This is a genomic window from Sporomusa aerivorans (genome assembly GCF_041428895.1).
In the GTDB taxonomy this organism is placed as follows: Bacteria; Bacillota; Negativicutes; order Sporomusales; family Sporomusaceae; genus Sporomusa; species Sporomusa aerivorans.
In genome coordinates this window covers 2,161,064-2,183,581 of record NZ_CP156926.1, presented here as the reverse complement: position 1 = coordinate 2,183,581, position 22,518 = coordinate 2,161,064, and the positions used below count along the sequence as shown (strand labels likewise).

General features: G+C 46.6%; 23 protein-coding genes. 2 read left to right on the top strand and 21 right to left on the bottom strand.

What is annotated here, in order from left to right; genetic code table 11:
- Positions 1 to 80: 80 nt before the first annotated feature.
- The 15 genes from SATMO3_RS10000 to SATMO3_RS09930 form a co-directional block, all read right to left on the bottom strand.
- Positions 81 to 314, bottom strand: a complete 234-nt coding sequence (locus tag SATMO3_RS10000; protein ID WP_371380537.1) for a DUF3006 domain-containing protein — start codon at positions 312 to 314, stop codon at positions 81 to 83.
- A gap of 6 nt (positions 315 to 320) precedes the next feature.
- Positions 321 to 1,214 carry a ComEC/Rec2 family competence protein gene (locus tag SATMO3_RS09995; protein WP_371380535.1) on the bottom strand — a complete coding sequence of 298 codons (894 nt, stop codon included), beginning with the start codon at positions 1,212 to 1,214 and terminating at the stop codon, positions 321 to 323.
- Positions 1,215 to 1,272: 58 nt separating this feature from the next.
- Positions 1,273 to 1,623, bottom strand: coding sequence for a type II toxin-antitoxin system PemK/MazF family toxin (locus tag SATMO3_RS09990; protein WP_371380533.1), 351 nt, complete (start codon positions 1,621 to 1,623; stop codon positions 1,273 to 1,275).
- A 2-nt stretch (positions 1,624 to 1,625) separates the two neighbouring features.
- Positions 1,626 to 1,901: a CopG family ribbon-helix-helix protein gene (locus SATMO3_RS09985; RefSeq protein WP_371380531.1), complete on the bottom strand. Its 276-nt coding sequence runs from the start codon at positions 1,899 to 1,901 to the stop codon at positions 1,626 to 1,628.
- An 87-nt stretch (positions 1,902 to 1,988) separates the two neighbouring features.
- Positions 1,989 to 3,539: an NAD(P)H-hydrate dehydratase gene (locus SATMO3_RS09980; protein WP_371380529.1), complete on the bottom strand. Its 1,551-nt coding sequence runs from the start codon at positions 3,537 to 3,539 to the stop codon at positions 1,989 to 1,991.
- On the bottom strand, positions 3,517 to 3,918 hold the full coding sequence (gene acpS / locus SATMO3_RS09975; RefSeq protein WP_371380527.1) for a holo-ACP synthase: 402 nt from the start codon (positions 3,916 to 3,918) through the stop codon (positions 3,517 to 3,519). Before acpS ends, SATMO3_RS09980 begins: the two co-directional genes overlap by 23 nt.
- A gap of 130 nt (positions 3,919 to 4,048) precedes the next feature.
- Entirely contained in the window at positions 4,049 to 4,765 is a 717-nt protein-coding gene (locus tag SATMO3_RS09970) for a polyprenol monophosphomannose synthase (RefSeq protein ID WP_371380525.1), read from the bottom strand.
- A gap of 245 nt (positions 4,766 to 5,010) precedes the next feature.
- Positions 5,011 to 5,778: a flagellar motor protein MotB gene (locus tag SATMO3_RS09965; protein WP_371380524.1), complete on the bottom strand. Its 768-nt coding sequence runs from the start codon at positions 5,776 to 5,778 to the stop codon at positions 5,011 to 5,013.
- The gene (gene motA, locus SATMO3_RS09960; RefSeq protein ID WP_371380522.1) at positions 5,778 to 6,563 is read right to left on the bottom strand and encodes a flagellar motor stator protein MotA; all 786 of its coding nucleotides are present in this window, start codon (positions 6,561 to 6,563) and stop codon (positions 5,778 to 5,780) included. The genes SATMO3_RS09965 and motA overlap by 1 nt, the downstream gene beginning before the upstream one ends.
- 155 nt (positions 6,564 to 6,718) lie before the next feature.
- Entirely contained in the window at positions 6,719 to 7,744 is a 1,026-nt protein-coding gene (gene splB, locus SATMO3_RS09955) for a spore photoproduct lyase (RefSeq protein ID WP_371380520.1), read from the bottom strand.
- 85 nt (positions 7,745 to 7,829) lie between these two features.
- Positions 7,830 to 9,218: an FAD-dependent oxidoreductase gene (locus SATMO3_RS09950; RefSeq protein ID WP_371380518.1), complete on the bottom strand. Its 1,389-nt coding sequence runs from the start codon at positions 9,216 to 9,218 to the stop codon at positions 7,830 to 7,832.
- A gap of 80 nt (positions 9,219 to 9,298) precedes the next feature.
- On the bottom strand, positions 9,299 to 9,814 hold the full coding sequence (locus tag SATMO3_RS09945; protein WP_371380517.1) for a ferritin: 516 nt from the start codon (positions 9,812 to 9,814) through the stop codon (positions 9,299 to 9,301).
- A gap of 125 nt (positions 9,815 to 9,939) precedes the next feature.
- Positions 9,940 to 11,850, bottom strand: a complete 1,911-nt coding sequence (locus tag SATMO3_RS09940; protein ID WP_371380515.1) for a thioredoxin domain-containing protein — start codon at positions 11,848 to 11,850, stop codon at positions 9,940 to 9,942.
- Between the two features lie 37 nt (positions 11,851 to 11,887).
- Positions 11,888 to 12,052, bottom strand: a complete 165-nt coding sequence (locus SATMO3_RS09935; protein WP_371380513.1) for a DUF255 domain-containing protein — start codon at positions 12,050 to 12,052, stop codon at positions 11,888 to 11,890.
- Positions 12,053 to 12,067: 15 nt separating this feature from the next.
- The gene (locus SATMO3_RS09930) at positions 12,068 to 13,585 is read right to left on the bottom strand and encodes a recombinase family protein (protein ID WP_371380511.1); all 1,518 of its coding nucleotides are present in this window, start codon (positions 13,583 to 13,585) and stop codon (positions 12,068 to 12,070) included.
- A 158-nt stretch (positions 13,586 to 13,743) separates the two neighbouring features.
- Here SATMO3_RS09930 and SATMO3_RS09925 point away from each other — a divergent pair, with 158 nt between their 5' ends.
- Positions 13,744 to 13,917, top strand: a complete 174-nt coding sequence (locus SATMO3_RS09925) for a ribbon-helix-helix domain-containing protein (RefSeq protein WP_371380509.1) — start codon at positions 13,744 to 13,746, stop codon at positions 13,915 to 13,917.
- Positions 13,918 to 14,278: 361 nt separating this feature from the next.
- Here SATMO3_RS09925 and SATMO3_RS09920 read toward each other — a convergent pair whose 3' ends face one another.
- The 5 genes from SATMO3_RS09920 to SATMO3_RS09900 all read right to left on the bottom strand — a co-directional run bounded on the left by SATMO3_RS09920 (position 14,279) and on the right by SATMO3_RS09900 (position 17,753).
- The gene (locus tag SATMO3_RS09920; protein WP_371380508.1) at positions 14,279 to 14,542 is read right to left on the bottom strand and encodes a helix-turn-helix domain-containing protein; all 264 of its coding nucleotides are present in this window, start codon (positions 14,540 to 14,542) and stop codon (positions 14,279 to 14,281) included.
- Positions 14,520 to 14,942, bottom strand: a complete 423-nt coding sequence (locus tag SATMO3_RS09915) for an RNA polymerase sigma factor (protein ID WP_371380506.1) — start codon at positions 14,940 to 14,942, stop codon at positions 14,520 to 14,522. Before SATMO3_RS09915 ends, SATMO3_RS09920 begins: the two co-directional genes overlap by 23 nt.
- A gap of 206 nt (positions 14,943 to 15,148) precedes the next feature.
- Positions 15,149 to 17,134, bottom strand: a complete 1,986-nt coding sequence (locus tag SATMO3_RS09910; RefSeq protein WP_371380504.1) for a DNA topoisomerase 3 — start codon at positions 17,132 to 17,134, stop codon at positions 15,149 to 15,151.
- On the bottom strand, positions 17,131 to 17,466 hold the full coding sequence (locus SATMO3_RS09905) for a hypothetical protein (RefSeq protein WP_371380502.1): 336 nt from the start codon (positions 17,464 to 17,466) through the stop codon (positions 17,131 to 17,133). The genes SATMO3_RS09910 and SATMO3_RS09905 overlap by 4 nt, the downstream gene beginning before the upstream one ends.
- Positions 17,466 to 17,753 (bottom strand): hypothetical protein, encoded by a 288-nt coding sequence (locus SATMO3_RS09900; protein WP_371380500.1) that lies wholly within the window; start codon positions 17,751 to 17,753, stop codon positions 17,466 to 17,468. The genes SATMO3_RS09905 and SATMO3_RS09900 overlap by 1 nt, the downstream gene beginning before the upstream one ends.
- Before the next feature lie 256 nt (positions 17,754 to 18,009).
- On the opposite strand from SATMO3_RS09900, the gene SATMO3_RS09895 reads away from it, so the two are divergent.
- Positions 18,010 to 20,904: a MobA/MobL family protein gene (locus SATMO3_RS09895; protein WP_371380498.1), complete on the top strand. Its 2,895-nt coding sequence runs from the start codon at positions 18,010 to 18,012 to the stop codon at positions 20,902 to 20,904.
- 687 nt (positions 20,905 to 21,591) lie between these two features.
- Here SATMO3_RS09895 and SATMO3_RS09890 read toward each other — a convergent pair.
- The gene (locus tag SATMO3_RS09890; protein WP_371380496.1) at positions 21,592 to 22,512 is read right to left on the bottom strand and encodes a glycyl-radical enzyme activating protein; all 921 of its coding nucleotides are present in this window, start codon (positions 22,510 to 22,512) and stop codon (positions 21,592 to 21,594) included.
- Between the last annotated feature and the right edge of the window lie 6 nt (positions 22,513 to 22,518).

The window sequence follows — 22,518 nt, the reverse complement described above, 5'->3', positions numbered from 1 at the left end:
TTGTCAAAATTCCTGCAGGACTTAAGTCACTTATCGTGCAAAAATAAAAATATATGCAATTATTCTGCAGGATATTCCTGCTATTTTCCGTCCTGGCTATTGTTTTGTCGAATGATTTGCTCGAACAAGTCTTCCACTTCCTGTTTGGCTTTTTGGGTGGCAGCACTATCCACGGTAATGTTAATAGCCAAAATATCGCTTTCCCGGCATTCCGGCAATAACTGCCGGGGCCAGATTATGCTGGTTTCCTGTTCGCCTACCAGCAGTACGGCCTTATCTTCTTCAAACCTGTCAACTACAGCCCGTATATTCATGCCTGTCTATCTCTCCTTAGTAATGTTATACGTCGAGCCATCAGTAGTAACGGTCAGTGTACCGTCGGTATCTGTACGATATACTTTAATTTTTCTCTCATTATATTTTTTTAGAGTGGACGGATGGGGATGATGGTATTCGTTATCGGCCCCCAGTGAAATAAGCGCCGCTTCCGGTTTAACCGCCTGTAAGAACGGTATGGTCGAAGAGGTACGGCTGCCATGATGCCCGCTCTTTAAAAGCGTACTTTTCAGACCGGCGGCATCCCGTTTCAGCATCCGCTGTTCCGACTCTTCTTCCGCATCGCCTGTCAGCAGCAGAGAAAAACTGCGATACACCAGTTTGGCCACAATCGAATTGTTGTTTAAATCAGAATCCGTACCGCTAAAGAATGGCTTCTCCGGCGCCAAAACTTTAAGGACAACCTCCTGCCCCAAGTCAATGGTTGTACCGACTTCCACTACGGTAAACGGAATTTTTTTCTTTTGAATCTGTGTTAAATACTGCTTATATAAATTGGTTGTAGTTTTTTGGCCACTATCATATATCTGCTTGACGGCAAAATTGTCCAGAACGGCAATTGCCCCACCAAGATGGTCGGCGTGCGGATGAGTAATAATCAGCTTATCAATGGTGCTGATTCCCTGACTTTTCAGCATACTGACCAGTTTCTCCCTGGCTGGCACATCGCCGGTATCCACCAGCACCACCTGCTCACCGGTACGGATCAGAATGGAATCCCCCTGGCCAACATCAAGAACTTTGACCGTAAGCGGCGCACCGGCCACGGCCGCCGCCGGCGCCTTATTATTACCTGCATTGCTGCAGCCGGTTATCAGGAATAATGAAAAGATAGTCATGACGACTAACAGCCATGACCCTTTACGAATTTGATACATTATTTTTCCTCCTATGTATGCAAACTAAAAATAGGCAGTTTCCCGCCTACACCTAGCCTTACAACTGAACCAAGCCTACACTGATACGAATAGCTTCGTCCACTTTATTCATGATTTCCTCACTCAGATGCGTCACCTTTTCCCGTAAACGGCGCTTGTCAATGGTACGCAGTTGTTCAAGAAGAACCACCGAATCCTTTTCAAGGTTATATTGTTTGGCATTTACCTCCACATGCGTAGGCAGTTTTGCCTTAGATATCTGGGAAGTAATCGCTGCAACAATAACCGTCGGGCTGTATTTGTTGCCGACATCATTTTGTATAACCAGTACCGGTCGGTGTCCACCCTGCTCCGATCCAACTACCGGACTCAAGTTAGCGTAATATATATCCCCGCGCTTGACAATCATTGCTATTCACGCTCCGCCAGCAGGCCAGGCAATAGTTCAAACGTATCCACGTCGGCCAGTAAACCTTCTTCGGCTAAGGTTAGGTTAATGACGGCCATCTCCTGATACCCTTTTTTCATCATATCACGTACTGCTTTCCGCTTGCGCTCTTCTATATATAAACGCATGGCTTCTCTGACAAACTGGCTTCTGCTCAATTTGTCCATAGCTATTATGCCATCCACTTCCTGTAATAATGCATTCGGAATACTAATCATTATGCGCCGTAATTCTGCCACACCTTCACCCCCGCCAGTATGGAGCATATTAAAAGATACTATTATTATATAAGCAGTTATATACCGATGTCAACTTTTTTATATACTTTAATAGTTATTTATGCCGTATAATGCAGCCGGTACTGCTTTAAGCAAATCGGTCGCCGTCAGCCCCACCATTCCGGACTGAGCGGCAATATTTCCGGCCAAGCCATGGATATAGACGCCTGCAACAGCCGCATCATGGCTGGACATGCCCTGGGCAATCAGTCCGGCAATGACGCCTGTGAGCACATCCCCTGTGCCACCGGTTGCCATGCCAGCATTACCTGTAGGATTAATATATACTTCTCCGTCCGGAAAAGCAACTACTGTCCTTGCTCCTTTTAATACGACAATGCTGCCCCATTCTCCTGCCGCTTTTCGGGTAATATTGATACGGTCAGAATTTACCAATTGAATTGAGTGACCGGTTAATCTTGCCATCTCGCCCGGATGCGGCGTCAATACCGGCAACGCGGCACATTCTGTCAGAAGACCGGTAAAACCGGCCAGCACGTATAACGCATCGGCATCAAGAACCAGCGGGCATTCGACGGCCGTAATGGTCTCACGCACGGCAGCCGCCGTATCTTCACTGCGGCCAATGCCAGGACCAATGGCCAGCACATCACAGCCGGCCGCCAGCTCAATCATATCGGCAACTGCCTCCCGGCTGATGCCGCCAGCGTCTATTTCACTAAGCGGCTTAGTCATTACTTCAGTAAGTTTGGTTGCCAATATGTCCTGGAGACTGGCCGGCGCTGCCAGTGTTACCAAACCGGCCCCAGCTCTGAGGGCGCCTTCGGCAGCCATGGCGGCAGCACCGCTCAGGCCGCGCGAACCGGCAATAACCAAAGTCCGGCCATTAGTACCTTTGTGAGCGGCGGGATTGCGCCTTGGCAAAACAGCGCGAACATTCTCCGCCATAACTATATTCTGCTTGATATTTTGCCCCGCAACGACAGCGGCGGGTATGCCGATGTCAGTGACTGTAATCTCACCGGCATATTCTGCGCCGGGATACAAAAACAGGCCGGGTTTCGGCAAGCCAAACGTAATAGTGCAGGCGGCTGCCACCGCCGTACCGCAGATCCGGCCGGCATCAGCATCCACACCGGAAGGGATATCAACTGCGACCACCGGCTTGCCGGCAGCGTTTATCATATCGATAAGACGCGCCATTTCACCGCTCACTTCACCCCGTACGCCTGTGCCCAGCAAGGCATCCACGATGTAGTCGGTAAAACTTGCCGCCACTCTTGCCTTATCCCAATCCCGCTCACTGCTTATTTCGAGGATATCCAAATTCATTTTTTCAATTATATCAAGATTAATCCGGGCATCACCACTTACAGCGGCTTTTTCACCCAGCAAAAATACTTTTACTTTGGCGCCCTGGTTAGCCAAATGCCTGGCGATAACATAGCCGTCGCCGCCATTATTGCCTTTACCGGCAAAAATACAAAACCGCCGCTCCTGTAACTGTCCTGCCAGTACCTCAAGCTGCCGGACGACAGCCCGGCCGGCGTTTTCCATCAGCACAACGCCCGGTATCCCATATTCATGAATCGCGATGCGGTCAATCTCCCGCATCTCAGCTGCAGTTGTCGCTTTCAACCGGCTCGCCTCCCTCTAATACTGCCTGCGCAGCTGCATATTCCCGCGCATGGGTCAAAGAAATGTGGATACGCTTCATACCCAGCTTGTTCGCCAGATCAGCAAAACTGCCGTGCAATGCAATGTCCGGCTTGCCGTTTGCCGCTACCCGGACTTCAATATCAATAACATTGCCACCGGCAAAGCCACTCCCGAGCGCTTTGGCAACCGCTTCCTTAGCAGCGAACCGCGCGGCAAACGAGGCCGCCTGCTGCACACCCCGGCTGCGGCAATAGGCCGCCTCCGCCGCCGTAAACACCCGTTTGACAAAGGCTTCCCGCTCAATGGCGGCCTTGATCCTGCTAATTTCAATAATATCGATACCTATACCGATTACCACGTTAACACCTGCCACAAATTTACAATTACACATTTATTATATACTAAATATACAAAAAGCCAAGAAAAAAGAATGAGATTGCGATAGAAACCGCAATCTCAGCCTAACACAGTTCTGACAGTAAAGCAAATTATGACTTGAGACTATTTCTGGCCGCTCTCAGCTTAGGCACCATTACGAGAGCCTCATTAAATATACCTGACGACATCTTGGATTGCCCCTCGGCCCGTTCTTCGAAAACGATAGGCACCTCCCTGATCGCAAAACCCAATAAAAAAGCGCGGTAAGTCATTTCTATCTGAAAACAATATCCGTTAGACTTAACAGCGCTCAAATCAATTTTTTCCAGGACCTGACGGCGGAAGCATTTAAATCCGCCAGTCAGGTCACGAAACGGCATGTTGAGAATAACCCGGGAGTACAGACTGCCGCCAAGACTGATCAGCCGGCGCAGTCGGCTCCAGTTGGTTACCCCGCCGCCCTGTACGTAGCGGCTTCCCAAAACGACATCACAGCATGTTATGGCATCCAAAAAATGCGGCAAATATTTGGGATTGTGGGAAAAATCGGCATCCATTTCAAAAATGTATTCATAATCACGTGCCAGCGCCCACTTAAACCCTTCAATATAGGCTGTACCTAATCCCAGTTTTCCAGACCGCTGCAAAAGAAACAGCCGGCTCTCAAATTCTCCTGCTATCAAACCTTCAACAAGTTCGCCGGTTCCATCCGGTGAACTGTCATCAACAACCAGCACATGCATGTCGGGAACATAGCTGCATACCAATTGAACCAATTCGGCAATATTGCTTTTTTCATTGTATGTCGGAATGATGACAAGTTTCATAAATAAGCCTGCGCCTCCCCGCGCTGATCGAACATGAGATTAAATTACACGGCGCTTAGCACCTACATCCATCCGCCCGGCTTTTATTAAGACTTAACAACGTTTATAGTATAACCAAGGAAAAACAAGTCATTAGTGAATATTCATTTTTTTCAGGCGAACCACAAAGCATTGGACAAAAATAAAAATGAGGCCATTGAATGCCTCATTCTCAAAATAGCATTTATGTAATTTAACGGTAATTCTTAGGGATGGTAGTTGCGCTGGATCAACACTTCAACCCGCCGGTTTGACGAGCGACCCTCAGTGGTATTGTTACCGGCGAGCGGCCGGAATTCACCATAGCCGGTAGCACTAAACCTCGCCGGCATAAGTCCGGTGTCCTGCGCCAGGAGGAACCGCATAAAGTTTACAGCCCGCCGGGAGCTCAGCTCCCAGTTTGACGGAAACTCCCGGGTATTGATCGGCATATTGTCAGTGTGACCGGAAACTGTCACTCTTTGTGTAAGCGGCGACAAGAGCTTGGCTATCTGCTCGCCAAGGCGGCGAGACTCGGGTCTGAGTTCGGCGCTGCCTGACGGAAATAAAGCGGCATCCTTAATGCGAATCAACAATCCGTCCTCGGTTAAAGCAGTGCTTAAATCCCCCTGTAAGCCGTTTTCCGAAATATATTTATCCAGAGTCTTCTTTAACTCCACCAGTTGAGCCGTCTCCTGCATATATGCTTTTTCATTGGCGCCTTGCATAGGCTCAATGATAGTTGGCAATTGCGGAATTGACGGCGAATTCGGGTTATCCGGCTGTGGCGGCTTAGGACTGTTAAGCAGGGCCGGACTGCCGCTAAACGCCACATTAAACTGTGTTCTTATTTCTTCAAACTTCTTCTCATCAACCTGGGCTGACGCAAACAGAACGATGAACAGCGCAAGCAGTAAGGTTAAAAGATCGGAATACGGTATCAGCCAGGTTTCATCGGCATGCTCTTCATGATGTTCTTTCTTTTTTTTGCTCATTATTTATCCTCCGGTTTAGGCTTTAATAACTCCCGGATTCTTTGCGGAATAAATACCAGCAGCTTGGATTCAATAGCCATCGGTGAATCACCGGCCTGGAGAGACAATATCCCCTCGACCATCATGCGTTTCAGTTCAGCTTCTTCTTTGGAAAGCTGTTTCAGTTTGTTGGCAAATGGATGCCATAATACATAGCCTGTAAAAATACCGAGCAGTGTCGCAACAAACGCAGCGGCAATGGAGTGACCCAGCACTTCAATATCGTTCAAATTTCCCAAGGCGGCAATAAGACCGATAACCGCGCCTAAAACGCCGAGTGTAGGCGCATACATGCCTGCCTGCGAAAAAATAAGCGCTCCAGCCCGGTGCCGTTCTTCCATGGCATCAATATCAGCATCAAGCACGTCACGGACAAAATCTACGTCCATACCGTCGATGACCATGCTCATGCCGTTTTTCAAAAACGGGTCCTTGATCTCTTCCAGTCTGCTCTCCAAAGCCAAAATACCTTCCCGGCGCGCAATCTGGGACAGTTCAACAAATAATTTAAGCAGTTCAGGCTTGGGGATTAATTCTTGCTGTTTAAATAATTTCTTAACCAAAACTGGGAATTGCTTGATTTGTTCCAGCGAAAAAGCGTTAAATAACGCCGCAGCCGTACCAACAAAAATAATCATGAATGCAGCAGGGTTTATAAGTGCAGTCGGACTAGCGCCTTTGAGCGCCATACCGACAAGAACTGCCACAATTCCCATTACCATACCAATAACTGTCGACTTCTCCAATGAAAGCCCTCCCTATACCTCAACAAAAGTATCACTATAATATATATCGCAAATTCTTGCATGTAATTAAGGGGATTCTCTAAACATAAAAAAAAGTCCTGCCAAATACCTGGCAGGATGGGAATATTTATTGTAAACAAAAACCAAATATTCTCTTAAACAAAATACTCTATTTGGGCATGCGGAAATACGCTGAAAAGCTTGTTTTTCATGAATTCCTTGAGCTCGGCCATGACCTCAGGCCGGTACACATACTTACCATAACCAAACTGCCCATACTTATATTTGCGATCCTCTTCTTCCATTGGTAAAGTGGTTTCCGGAAACAAATCCAAAATATTATTTTTGGCTCTTTTTGTAAAACGGTGCGAAATAAGCTCGAAAGTTAGATCTTTCCGGGCGGCTGCCGGCAGTTGCGCATCAAGCGCCATGATGAGTTCTTCATATTGCCGCCGCCAGTCGGCAAAGTAAAAAACCGGCGCAATAATAAATCCTAACGGGTACCCGGCGTGGGCGACTTTGCCTGCGGCGGCCACCCTGTCAGCCATCGGCGGCGTAATGTGTTCATACTTTTCAATGACGGCCGCCGCATTCAGACTAAAACGGAAACGGGTATGCCCATTATGCCTGCACAAGAGCAAACTATCCACCTTATCATGCTTGGTAACAAAACGAAACCTCCCCAGTTCCTGCCGGCCAAAAAATTCAATGGTTTTGTACAGGATACCCGTCAGGTGTTCGGTAGGAATAGGATCGGAAGTGGCAGCCCCCTCAAACCAGGTAATTTCCGGGGCGCGCTGCGCAATATAATTTTCGGCCTGGTTAAAAATGTCGTCAAGATTTACATAGACCCGCAAGTAAGGCTTTTTTCCCAGTGTGGTGGCCAGATAACAGTATTCACACATGCTCGGACAACTGGTATTGAGCGGCAGTTGATAGTGCGCCGATGGTTTACAGCCGGCAAAGTCAGTTCCCTTTCTTACCCCCACCACCAGCGTGCGCTTAGCCTCCCGGAATGCCTCCCGCGGCGTTTTCCCGGGTATACCTGACACCCTGTTGTGCGAACCGGTAAAAGTTATAGGTACCTCCATACCCTTGAGCTTCTCATATAGTTCCTTGCCCATAGGATAATCCAATGCCCGGGGTTCAAAAATAGCACGTTTCGGGATAAAAAAACTCATGACAACAACTCACCTCAAGCTTAGTGTGAGCTGCTGTCATGTTTTTTACGCTACGCGAATAGTTCCGCGAAAAAAATGAGCGCTGTTAGGACCCTTGCCGCCTTGCAAGCTCGTCCAGTTTATTCATTGCCGCATTGGCCGCCACGGCCACATTGTCAATAGGGCTGCTATATGGCGGCGCATAGACCAGATCCATATCAAACAAGTCGTCTATCGTAGCTCCCATTGTAAGGGCGGCTGCCAAAACGTCGATACGTTTCACAACCTCTCCCTGGCCAAACAGCTGCGCTCCCAGCACTTTGCGGGTAGCGGCCTCAACAATCAGCTTAACGGTAATTCGTTGGGAACCCGGCATATAATGTGGCTTGTCCGGATTTGTCACCACAACAGTTATATAATCAAACCCAAGCTCACCGGCTTCCCGTTCGGTAAGCCCGGTCTTACCAACATGGAGATCCAGCACTCTGACCCCCACCGTATTCAGAACACCGCCGAATTTGACCCTCTTCCCGGCGATATTTTCGCCGATAACCCGGCCATGTTTGTTAGCTGTTGATCCCATAGGCGCAAATACTTTTTTCCCGGAAATAATATTGGTATTTTCCGCACAGTCCCCGCCGGCATAAATATCCGGATCGCTTGTCTGCAGATATTCATTCACGGCAATAGCGCCGGTAGGCCCGATAGTCAGGCCGGCAGCTTTGGCAAGCTCAACATTGGGACGCACACCGATTGCCAGAACAACGGCCTCGGCCGGGACGACGCGTTTGTTGGTTACTACTTCCCGAACCATCTCGTCACCATTAAAACGCTCCACTTTTTCGCCCAGTAGCAGCTCAATCCCCTTCTTGGCGGCGTATTTGCCCACTGCGGCTGCTACCTCCGGATCTAAAAAAGCCGGAAACACACGGTCTTGCATCTCGACAACCGTTGTCTTAACACCGCGGGTGACAAAGGCTTCCGCCAGTTCCATACCAACAAGCCCGGCGCCGATAACCACCGCGTTTTTAATTTGGCCGTTATCAATCCCGGAACGTACGGCAACAGCATCGTCCGGATGCCAGAACTGGTGGATGCCTTTTAAATCAACACCGTCAAGCGGCGGTCTTACAGGAGTAGCGCCGGTGCCTATAACCAGCTTATCATAGGGAAGCGTGAATTCTTCGTTTGTTGCCAGATTGCGGCCTGTCACCATTTTTTCTGTCCGGTCAATAGCTGTCACCAGCATTTTGGTATGAACGTCTATCTTTTTTTCCTTAAAAAACTCCGGATTGCGCATATGACCTGAAGGGGTCTTCATAAAATTATTAATATCGGCAACCAAGCCACCGACATAATACGGCATTCCACAGGCTCCGTACGAAATGAGCGAGCCTTTTTCCAATACCGTAATTTGCGCATCGGGATCTTCCCGGCGTACTTTGGCGGCCGTTTTCATTCCTGCCGCCACCCCACCGATTATGACTACTCTCACCCGCTTCCTCCTCCCCTCAAAGGCAGCATTGCCTTAAATAAAAGACCCCTCTCAGGGGTCTTTTTGGTGCCGCACCTTTATCAGCCTTGGGCGTCTGCAGGCGGCTGGTAGGTTCTTGAAGCCAGTTCTTTATCAAGATAGAATATGCCGGATTTCTCGTCGCCAAGCATGCGAAGCTGCTCTAACACTTCACTGGCGGAAGCTTCTTCCTCGACTTGTTCGGTTACAAACCACTGCAGGAAGATTTGGGCAGCGACATCTTTTTCGGCAACAGCCACTTCGTAAAGCTTGTTGATCAAACTGGTAACATGCTCTTCATGAGCCAGGATTTTCTCAAATACTTCAACAGGTTTACCAAAATCAGCCGGCGTAGCGTCAATCGCTTTCAGTTTTAATTCGCCGCCGCGTTCCAGAATATAATCAACGAATTTTAGCGCATGCATGGTTTCTTCCTGATACTGCACCCGCAGCCAATTGGCAAACCCTTTAAGATTCTTGCTCATACAGTAGCCTGACATTGCCAGATAGAGGTTGGCCGAGTACATTTCCGCCTGAATTTGACTGTTGATAGCTTCTTGCAATTTTGCACTGATCATGATATAACCCCTTTTCCTCTTCGATTTTATATACAATTATTCGTCATTTAACTACATTTTACCAAAGTCACGAACGGTAAACAAGTATTCTGACAGGTGTATTTTAACTAATTGTTAATTAAAACTTATTGTCTAACACTTTCTTTATTTAATAGCTGCTCAAACTCCTCAAGCGTCTGCACCGGCCGCTGGCAGGTAAAGTTTTCGCAAATATAACCGGTAGCTTTTCCGCCCAGGGCTTCCTGACCTGATGCGACAGGCAGCAGTTCCCAATTTTCCGTTTGATACTCCGGATCATTATAGATTACGGCAGTTTCCGGCATAAACTTCCGGCCTGCCATCGCCAGCATGGCCTGAACGTTGCTATCCCGCTTGTCACCGGCAATAACAATATGGCTCGGTGCAGACAGGTAATAATCCAGCGCCAGCAAAAAGTAGGTATAAGCCCGGGGATAATGGGCAATCTCACGGCTGAAGCGGTTAAACATGCTCTCAACCATAGAAATGTAGCTGTCATCTTCCGTTAACCGCGCTAGCTTTAACAGCGCCAACGCCGCTACCGAATTGCCTGACGGCAAAGCGCCGTCATAGATTTCTTTGGGCCGTAGCAGCAACTCTTCGCCATCATGACCTGTAAAGTAAAAACCGCCGTCGTCCTTATCCCAGAACAGGTCGATCATTTCTTTGCTCAACTCAAGCGCCTGGCGCAGATACTGCGGATTGAAGGTAGTTTCATACACCTCAAGCAAGCCCCAGAGCAGGAACGCATAATCATCGATATAACCCAAATAGGCCGCATGCCCGTCCCGGTAACGGGCCAATAGCCGTTTGCCGTCTTCCGCAGTAAGCTTGGCAAAGATAAAATTCACAGCCCGCTGGGCAGCCTGCACGTAATCGTCCCGCTGCAAAACCCTGGCAGCCTTGGCCAACGCAGCAATCATCAGTCCGTTCCAGGCCGTCAGAATCTTATCATCCTTAAACGGATGGACCCGCTGCTTGCGAACCTGGTACAGCTTTTCTCTGGCCGCGCTCATTTTTGTTTCCAAGTCGTTAATATCCAGTGAATGTTTGGCAGCATAGTCATATAAATCTTGGGTAATCAGATTCAAAATGTTGGTCCCGTCTTCGAAATTGCCACCTGGCGTGATATCATAAACAGCGACAAACAGTTCACCAAGCTCCGGTCCCAGGATTTCCAGAATCTCTGCCCGCGACCAGACGTAAAACTTTCCTTCAACCCCTTCGGAATCGGCATCCTCAGCAGAATAAAACGCACCGCCGGTACTGGCCATATCCCGTAGAACATAGGCGATTATTTCCTCGGAAATACGGGCAAGATCCGAATCGCCGGTACACTGGTACGCCTCTATGTATGCGTAGCATAACAGGGCATTGTCATACAGCATCTTCTCAAAATGAGGCGCCAGCCACCGGTTATCGGTCGAATAGCGGGCAAAGCCATACCCCAGATGATCATATATTCCCCCCCGGCTCATGGCGTCCAGGGTCTTGACCACCATGGCAATGGCTTTTTTATCCCCCGACCGCCGCCAGAAGCGCAGCAGGAACAAAAGATTATGCGGTGTGGGAAACTTGGGTGCAGGTCCAAACCCGCCATGGGTAGGATCAAAATCATTTAACAGTTGGGTAAACGCCTGTTCCAGCGTTGCGTGCGACAACTGCCCAGCCTCCGGCCTGGCCGTCTTCTGCTGCAGCGACAAGGCCAGCTTCGCACCGATCTCTTCTATCTTGTCGCGATTGCTGTCCCATTGTTCCTTTAACATGGCCAATACTTCCATAATCCCCGGCCTGCCCCATTTGGCATGCTTGGGCAAATAAGTTCCGGCAAAGAACGGCTTCTTATCTGGAGTCATCACAATTGTCAGCGGCCAGCCGCCCTGACCGGCCACCGCCTGACAAACCGTCATATAAATATGGTCAACATCAGGCCGCTCCTCCCGGTCAACCTTAACAGCCACAAAATAATTATTCAAAAGCGCCGCCACATCTTTATCCTCAAAAGACTCCCGTTCCATAACATGGCACCAATGACAAGTTCATCAATGCAAGTCGTCAGCTATACCCAATAGAAAGGAAAATCGGCTTATCTTCGGCCTCTGCTCTTGCAAAGGCATCTGAGCCCCACGGGTACCAATCCACAGGATTGTAAGCGTGTTGCAGCAGATAAGGCGATTTCTCATTTACCAATCCATTGGGTATTTTCTTATCTGATAACATGCGCGACCACCTCCCTTACTTGAAATTAATTTTTACGTCGATAGTATTTCCCTCACGCAGGTAAACAATGCTTTCAATGACTGTCCTATACAAGTCATTACGCTGTACATTATCGGTCATTGTCCTGATATTAGCAAGAAAATTTATGAAGTTTTGCTTACGTTCCTCGTCGCTTACGTTTTGATTGGATTGGTAAATTTTCTTCATTTCGTATAGTTCGTCTTCGATTTGACTTACGAGCTTTTGCCATTTTCTTTTTCTTGTTTGCCATTCCTCCCGGTTATAATCTCCAAGTTCATAAGCATCATTTACTGTTTCCAATGCTTTTTTATATTTTTGAAGCAGGTTTTCAAGTTCACTGATTTCTGCTTTAATTTTATCGGACTGCTGGTTGTCTATTGGTTCATTGCTATTTATAATTTCGCTCTGATACTTTGATATTTCTTTCAAAATAGTCTCTTCCAAAGTATCCGACAAAATGCCTTTATTACGGCATTTATTGCCTAGAGGGTCTATATACCAACAGGGTCTAACATATGCTTTACCGTCAACTAAATGGAGCGTGTGACTATGTCCACATTTAGCGCATTTGACAAGTCCCGTCAATGCATGTGATTGCTTCCGGCTTTTTGTGGGAACCTTTTTCCTGCTGCTTAGGATGGCAACGATACGATCATGTTCTTCTTTAATTTTCACTGCTTCATGGCAATTCTCAACAACAGTCCATTCACTTTTAGGTAGCCTTTCATATTTTTTCGCATTCGGGCGTTTCTTTTTATGTCCGCTCCCTCTTGTCTTGTTGCTAATAATCTGCCCTAGATGCGTTTCATCAAGCAAAAGCCTTTGTACAGTAACAGCACTCCAATAATTACCCTTTGGAGTAAAAACCCCTCTTTGATTCAGGCTTTGAGCTATTTTCTGTGAAGGTATTCCCGCTAATGCTTTTTCTAGCATTTCACGATATATTGGCAATCTTTCATCGTTAACAACAAGGCCTTTTTCATTATACTTATCACGATAACGCTGATATACATAAGGGAATGGAGGTATACCATTTGTCCATTGTCCGCGCCTGGCACCTATGACCTTCCCTTGCCGTAAGCGCTTAGTAATCATTTTATATTCTTGCCTAGCAAAAAAACCTTTTAGGTCGGCATATGTATCATCTATATCGTTATTTAAATCGTAAATCTTATCCGGCGTAATAATTAGCGTTTCTGACTTTTGAAATGCTTTTTTAAGCCGGTCTTGTTCTCCAAGGTCGCCGCGCCCTAACCTATCGTATTCAACAACGCAAACAGCGTCATATACCCCGCCTTCAACCTCTTTTAAAAGCTTTAAAATCTCTGGACGCATATCAATACTATCGGATGTCCCTACTTCCTTATATTCAACGAACTTAAGGTTGTTTTTGACACACAATTCGTTGAGTACCATCCGATGCTTTTCCAGGTCTTCCATGCTTTCAGCGCGAGACTTTCTAAGATAGTTTGCAACATAGCGAATATCATATTTTCGGTTTTCTAAACTCATCGGATATTCACCACCTATACTCAATCACCGGTGTATCACTGTATCAGTGTATCAGTGTATCCACTCTCAGTATAGTCCATCAGTGATACACCTGTCAAGATGTTTCTTTACATCAGTGCATCAACCTTGCTATAATATTGATAAGTTGAGGTGATAGTATGGCAACAACCAAACCACGATTCATGGTTTCCGTAGATGAAAATATGTTTAAGGAAATAGAAGATTTTCGTTTTGAAAAACGCTATCCGACACGCTCGGAAGCAACGACCGAACTAATTCGTTTGGGCCTGGAAGTCGTCAAAAAACAAAAAAACAAACTGATCCCAAAATGAGTAAAGATTAACGCTCATGCTTTCTTAATGCTAGGACAAGAAAGCATAGTTTTCTTACTCTGCATTTCAAATAATTTTATCCGAAAACTCCGTAGTGCTTTTTCAGACGGAGTATTTGTTATGACTTTTATTGTTAATGCCTTATTATCCATAAAGCCCTCCCCCTCACTGAAATAAAAGAAAACTTTGCGGACGGCATCTATGCCCACGGGAATTCCACCCCTGCACCTCTATGCAGCCGTACCTTTGCCTGCGACAGTTTTTCTCTGCTCGGACTATAGCTATACGGGAGTTTCATTATCTTGTATCCGCAAAGTTTATACTGCGCTTTTGCGCTTTCTTTTTCAAAGATCATCTTCCTTTACATGGCACGGAATTTCAAAATTCCAGCAATCAGCTTATTCTGCAATTCCGTTTTCAACTCATAATCTACACAAATATATAAATTTCCGTACCGATCATATAATTCTTTGGATGCCAGCCGCGTTATATAACGTTCATAGTACGTTAACACCTGCCTGATCGCAGGTTCTTCTCCCCGCATAGCTGCTAAAATAACAGCAAGCGGAAGTAATAAGCGTTTTCGATTAGATTTCTTTAATTTAGCGTTTTCTTTTTTCCTCATTTGTCAAATCCTCCAAATACTTTTTTAATTGCTTTAGCGTAGTGCCTCTGCGATATGACACGGTTCGGCGGATAAGATTCAGGCATGCACCAATCTCGCTGTCCGTCATATCCAAAAAGTACGACAATAGCACGATTGCCCTTCTCTCCTCGGATAATTCTTGCAAAGCTGCGCCGAGAAGTACATCTTCCACACTCACATCCATATCTAATACACGAAATACATAAGTATCTTGAAAAGGATCAACAGAAAAGAAACGCTGAAATCTTGTGTCTTCGCAAATATCTTCCGAGAAACATTCTCTTCTGCTGCGACGACGTACCACTTGATCGTAGTTGCGAGCATGGTTCCGTAAGACGGTTTTACAAAAACTATCAAAACGCTCCTGGCATTCCAACATATTACCTCCTTTCACCAAAGAGAGGTCTATGCGAATGCACGGTTTGTCCTATTTATTGGTGTCCGCAGAGATACTCTCTACATTTTCCCTTCATATAACTAAAACAGTTGAAAACATGGTTTGGGCAAATTTACCAGAAAAGTTTGTCAAATAAAAAAACTGCCTTAGTCTTCACACTTTCCGGAAGACTAAGGCAGTTTTTAGGTTTACCCGATATCAGGTTTCCCTCGTTTATCAGAATATCTAGTTTGACAATCAGGATAACACGAACATCCCCAGAAGAAAGTTCCTTGTTTCTTGCCGCTGCGCCGCTTCAAAATTCCCTTTTTGCAAACCGGGCATAGGATCTGTCCTTCAAGTACTGAAATGGTTTTTCCCTTAGCTTCTCCAAGTAGTTCTCTGACAAACTCCGTGGTCGAATCAAGAAAAGCTTCTGCGGAAAAATTGTTTTTAGCGATGCGCGCAAGCTTGTCCTCCCAAATTGCCGTTATATCGGGATAAGCCAGTGATTTCGGCAATGCGTCAAACAGCTTCTCTGCAATATCCGTTGCATACAGCATGTTTTTTTCGATACGCAGGAATTTCCCCTGTACGAGTTCATCTAAAATTCCTGCCCGCGTTGCCTCTGTTCCGATACCGGAGCATTCTTTCATCTGCGCCTTTAAAGTCTCTTCCCGAACAAAATGGTGGATATTTTTCATGGCTTCAATAATGCTGGATAAATTGAACCGCTTCGGTGGCTTTGTTATTTTCTCTTGTACATTCATTTCCCGTAAGCTTACTTCATCCCCATTTTGCAGATCCGGTAAAACGGCTTCCTCATCTGGCCTTTCATTATCTGGTTCTGCCTTATACAATGTCTTCCAGCCTTCTTCCAGGACCACTTTCCCGGTCCCCTGAAAAGTATGGTTACCGATACGAATACGAAGTGTAGTCTTCGAGAAGCGATGCGACGGATAGAATTGTGCAAGATATGAACGGGCAATTAAGGCGTAAATATCTTGCTGTTCTTTAGTAAGTCTTGCCTTATCGCACAAGAGCGTCGTCGGGATAATCGCATGATGCGCCGAAACCTTTTCATCGGCCCAGGCCCGGCTTTTTCTGTTGACATCTGCGCCTGCCACTTCTGCCTGCCAGCCGGCCCATGCCAGATTATCAAAAATGACTTTTGCATCCTTGAACTGGCTTGCCGGCAAATAATCGCAGTCGGAACGCGGATAGGTCGTCAATTTTAACTCATATAGTTTTTGCGCTAGATCCAGGACCTGCTGCGGCGTATAGCCGAGTTTACCAGCTTGAATCTGCAGTGCGGATAAGCTGAGTGGAAGAAGCGGTGCCTCTGTGGATTCCTTTTTGGTCACATCTTCAATCCGAAAGGGTTCGCCATTTTTTACGAACTGGAGAATTTCCTGAGTAACATTCTCCACCAGTTCTCGTTTTAATATCCGCCCTTCACTATCGCAGCCGGGAAACTCCTCCGGTATCAGCCATACTGCCGAAAAGCATTTTCCCGTTTGTTCAAGATTCGCTTTAAGCCCGTAATGCTTGGTCGGCCGAAATGCCCGGATTTCCCGCTCGCGCTTCACGACCAGCGCCATGGTCGGCGTCTTGACCCGGCCAATCCGCATGACCTCCTCATAACCCGCTTGCCTGGCCATGGCCGTATAGGCGCGGGTTAAATTCATACCAATCAACCAATCCGCGCGACTGCGAGCGAGCGCCGATTCTTTGAGCGGCTGAAAGTCGGCATTATTTCTCAAATTCCGCAAAGCGCGGTTGATCGAGATTTCATCCAAAGCATTCAGTAAAAGCCTTTTCACCGGCCTTTTATTTTTCAAATACTCCAGCAACTCGTCCACCAGCAATTGGCCTTCCCTGTCCGGATCGCCTGCGTGCACGACTTCGTCCGCCTGTTTTAATAAATCCTTGATAGTTTGAAACTGTTCTTTTGCTTCCGCCTTAACGAACAGCTCCCATCTTTGGGGCACAATCGGCAGCAACGCAGGCGACCACGAATTATAAAGCGGATCATACATCTGCGGCGTTTTCTGTTGCAGAATATGCCCAAACACCCAGGTCACCACATCACTTGTCCCAGCAATTTCAATGTGTCCACTCTTTTGCACCCCCTTCCCTAAATATTTGGCCAGTTCTCGCCCAACACTTGGTTTTTCGGCAATCCAAACTCTCATTCGGCCTTCCTCCCAACTTCCTGGTTAAGCGGATTTTCCGGCAAGGGCGAATCTGCCGACCGCGAATATTCACCACGGTTGGCCGCCACCATTTGGGCGACCTTTTCCATATCCACCTGCCCTGGGGAGAGATTTTCCTGTGCCAAGCGCAAGCCGAAGTCTCGGCACTCGCGGGTAAACTTTGTCTCTTCCAAATCCCTGATTTTCTTTTGCAGAGTTCTCATTTCCGCAGTCGACTTTTTCAGCCGCTGCTCCGCTTTCTGCCGGCGCCGGTAAAGAATGCCAAGCCGATCTTCCATCTCTTCCATCGTTTTTGGTTTTGCCGCTGTCATCACCCATCCCCCTCTTTCTTTGCTGCTTCGCCTGTTGCAAAGTGCAGATAAAGGCGGCGATCAGTTTCAGAAATAGCACGGCATTTCAAAGCACGCAGGAATCCGATTAGCAATAAAAATTCTTCCTCGCTCCACTCCGCTTTACTCTGCCAGCCGGCCTGTTGCAACGCATCGTTGAAAATACGAACGTTATATTTATGCAGTAAGAACCGGTTGGCCTTATCCAACCGCTTTAAAGCAAGTTTCCCTTGTTCGATTTTCTTCTCAACTGCCGCTAGCCTATCCATGTTCTCCCACCGCCTTTTTTTCATTATACGAAGCCCGTAACCCCTAGAATAGACGGTGTGCGCAACTCCTACAGCAGCGTGCAACATGATTTTTTCGCAGCCATGCTACAATGAAAATGAAACAATAGACCGAAACAGAGACAGGCGCACTTATGACTTGACGATTTCGTCAAGTCGCGCCAAACCCATCTGCCGCTTGCCTTCGGCTGCGCTGAACCTGCGGTTGGCAAATTCCTCTCAGGGAGGGACACGGAGCATGGCGCTTTATCATTTTACGATCAAAGACAACAAAACACCGGGCGGACGCATCATCCTGGCCAGCGATCACGCCGAATACAATCACCGCGAGGGAAAGTATGCAAACCTTGATCAAAAGCGTGCTGGCCATATCGCGGCTACGGATCACTTCGACTATATTGCGCGGCAGGAAAAACACAGCCAAAAAGAAGGTTTTATTTGTGGTGGACACCATCTCCCCGAGTGGGCGAAGAATTCGCCGAAAGCCTTCTTTCGGGCCGCAGACGCTTATGAAACTTCTGTCCATACCTATAAGGAAATTGAATTTGCCCTGCAAAGCGAACTGACGCTGGAACAAAACCTTGTACTTGCTCAGGAATTTATCGGCAAACATTTCGGAACAGACTATTATTACTCATATGCCATCCACAACAAGCTGGCCGCTATGGGCGAAGGCGAAGAAAACCTGCACTGCCATCTTATGTTTTCACCGCGAAAACTAGATGCCTTGGAAAAGGAAAGCGAGCGCCAGCCACGCTGCTTTTTTCAAAAGGCCCGCCGGCTCTATACCCGTAAAGACGGAAGCGTCGTGGACCGGCGCCGCGAAGGTGGCTGCGCCGTTGCTCCCGTCTGGAATAAACAACTAGAAGGCCGAAACCATCTGTTATATCTGCGCGAGGATTTTGCCAAATTGACGAATACGTCGTTGGTAAAATATGGGCATGTGGAACACGTCGACCACCGCTCCTATCGCGCCCGCAGGCAGGAGGCCGCCCAGAAGGGGGATGCCTTGACGGAGAAGCTCTTTTCCCTGGAACCGGAAAAACACATCGGCCCAACGGTTGCGAATACCCCGGATCATCCGCTGGTAATTGCCATAAAAGAGCGCCGTACTCTCCGCAAAGAGCTTTGCCAATTAATTGAATCGGCCGACCGTCTGCAGAAATTACAAAACTATAAAAATGAGCGAAAATTAAAAAAGCTAACCGCGCAAGCGGATGTCCAACTATACAGCACATCTGATGAATCGCCCCTGTCTCCTCCCCTTGACCTCGCCACTGCTCAAAAAGCAACGGATCTTGCCTGCCGAAACATCCGGAATTTTGACGACTGCCTGGCTGCCGAGCGTTTTTCCGAAATGAGCCAGCAGGAAAAAGCGGTTTTTTCTACGATAAAAGAAGTACACCGCGACAGACGGTCTTTATCCATTGTCCTCGAAGCAATACAGGAAAAATGCAGTGAAGAGAAAAAACATCTATCCGGCTTACAAAAACAAGAGAATAAAACCTTGTCCCAGCAAATTGCCTACTGCGAATCAGCTCTGGCCATCTTGCAGTTTAATGAAGAGGAAACACTTCTCGGCCAGGCCCTCGAAGACTGTACGAGAAAAGCATGCCAAGCGGCCAAAGCGCTTCGTTCCATTTCCTCGCTCGCGAATAAAAAAGATCGACTAGATAGGGCTTGTCTTACCTATTTGCAACAGGCACCACAGCTTGAAGCATTTGAGCAAGCTGCCCTTATAGAGATTTCTTTGCAAAAAGAAGAACTTAAAAAGCAGGCCGCAGTTTTAGTAGATAGGGAAAAGGATCGTCTTACCTATCCACAAGCAATTCGCAAAGCCCAGGAAGACTACATTAGAGTACTCAATAATCCGGATTTTTTGTCCGCATGGCAGAAGGACACGCAGTTCTCTGAAAATCTTTTTTTCCTAAAGCGCGCTCAGAAAGATATAGAAAGCCGCCTTAAAACGGCTTCTTCGCCCAAAGAGACTACCGCACTTCATACTGAGCAAAAACGTCTGGAAAATATAGCGGAATCCAATGCGGCGGAGCGCCAAAAGCAACGCAGCACACTACAGGAACTCCGCAAAAAACTTAACACACCAAAAGCAAAATCCTATGTCACCCGCAAAGCAAATGCGATTCTGCTTACACAAAAACCGCAGCAAGACGCCTACCGTATAATGCAGGATAAGCTAAGCGAAACGACAGACCGTATCCGCCAACTCATACTTTTTCGCTTAAAACTAATTAAGGAAACAGCTCTGGTCAAAAAGCTGTCAGCCAAAGAAACACCACAAGAACAGCGCTATACCGCGCGGGAAGTTCAGGGTATTTTGCGTATCGCACTCTATTCCTTACGCGCTGAACAAAAGCGCATTACAAAAGAGATACAAGCACTGCGCCCGCTCTATATTTCCGAAAAGCGTGCCCAAACTATTGCACTCTATCGTCTGAGTGAAGGAAGAATTCAGGCGCTTCAAAAACTAAAAAAAGAGCTATCCAACTCAGAACGCGAAAAACGCAGCGCAGAAGATTCTCTCCTTTCCCGTGAATACGCATTGACCATGCTGCATAAACCGAAATGGTATGATAAAATCCTAAGCACCCAAACCCACCACCAATATCAAAATGCTCAAATAGCTGCTAAAACACAAAAGATGCAAACCCTTGCCGCAACTCATACGCATACTGCCTTAAAGGAACGCATCTCGTTTCTGGAAAAAGAAATTGAACAACTAACTGCAACGCCACAGGCTAAAGAAAAGCTATCCGCTATCACAGCCGGAATTTTAAAGAAAAACCAATCCATAGGAAAAGAAATGCAGCGCCTGACAAATCGTCAGGCCGAACTAAGAAACCAGGAAAACGAGCTGGCTCATCTTCTTGCAGCCACAGAAAAACAGGTGCTTACCGCTCAGCGGCAAAACATCCGCTACGCTGCCAAAGGCATATCCACTTCTGCTGATGCAGTTTCCCTAATTGCCCATTCCTTCGCTGCTGAACCAGCCGCTTGCGCGGCTGTTGCCAGGATTTCCGAAGAGGATAATTGCCTATTTGATTCTTCGGCCAAAACGGCAGCCGAGCGGGAAGAAAAGCAACGTAAGATTGCCTGGAAACATGATGAATTCTAAAGGCCCTGATAAAACTCATTTTCGCGAATTGCTGGTTGAGCTTCTTTTCATTGGACTGCAAACTAATTTCGAAACACTCTTGACAGTATCGAGCCGGGATACTGCACTGCTCGATCAAGTCGACCAGAATGCTGGCCGGAGATTGAGCTGCCTTTTTTGTAAATTTTTTTTTGCCGCTGGCAGACTTTTATAGAGGCCACCAGCGGCGGCGAGTAACGAAACTCCAGACCAAGCTAAGAAATTTAAGCCAGTTCCAAATTAGGATGGTGATTTCACAAATTCGTGCAATAGTATTTTTTCATACTCTTGAAATGAAACCTGCAAGTCAGGTTCTAAAATGAGAATGGTCTGCATTCAGACAACCTGCATTTGCTAAACTATGATACAGAACAGGCAAAAGATAAACAGCAGTAGCTTGCGACCTGGTTTGTTCGGTGCGATTGTATTTTGACGCCTCATAGATTAAGCCTAAAGCAAAAAGCCCAAGGCTGACCTCCAGGGAAGTTCACCTTACCTTGGACTTAGTGTCGGTAAAGAGAGTTTAGAAACGCAAAAGTTATTGGAATGGTGTTACTCATTTCTCTAAAAAATTATGATAATGCTCCCTCCAAATTTCATTGTAGGGAGCATTATCTCCAACCTTATTTAGTTCTGATACCGTTCTTTTTTTGAAATTCAAGTCCCTGTTTATTCATCATCCATGCCAAGAACTTCTACCTGTATACCCTTCTTAAGAAATTTTTCTTTTGTCCTTATCAATACCTCATCAAGTGGTGTCTCAAATTCCTGCTGTAACAGCCCCATTTCTTTACCTTTAGCGATTCCCATATTATGATAAGGCAATATATTTACTTTTTTTAAACCGTTTGCAATCATGAAATTACAAAGCTGTTCCACATTTTCCGCATCGTCATTGACATGATGAATGAAAGGCACTCGGATCGTTATTTTATTTCGGATATTCGGATCTGCTGCCAGTTTTTCTAGGTTTTTCAATATCAATTCTGTGGAAACACCTGTATACTTTTTATGCAGTTCTGAATTCATATGCTTTATATCAAAGAGAATATCATCGCATATTTCTGCTAATGCACGCAACTCTTCGTATTTACCAAAACCGCTTGTTTCAACTGCTACAGCTATGTTTCTCTTTTTCGCTACCTTTGCTACAGCGATCGCATACTCACTGTTTGCTAAAACCTCCCCTCCGCTTAAAGTGATTCCGCCGCCTGAATTATCAAAGAATTGTTTATCCTTTTCAAATTCAACGATTAAATCCTCCAAACTGTATTCATTTGACTTTGTATATAGTGCACCGGAGCAACAAAATTCAATACATTTTCTACATGCTATACATGTTTCTCTGTCGATGACAATTTCATGATCCCCTGCGGATATGGCATTTACCGGACAGACTTCTATACAGCGACCGCATAAAATACATTTGTTTTTTTTGTAGTGAAGATAAAACGATGCACTGGACAATTCCGGATTATGGCACCACGCACAAGCTAACGGACAGCCTTTAAAGAAGATGGTTGTACGGATACCCGGACCGTCTTCCGTAGAGAAACGCTGCAATCCCCCAATATAATTTGCCTTGTTCATCGCTAG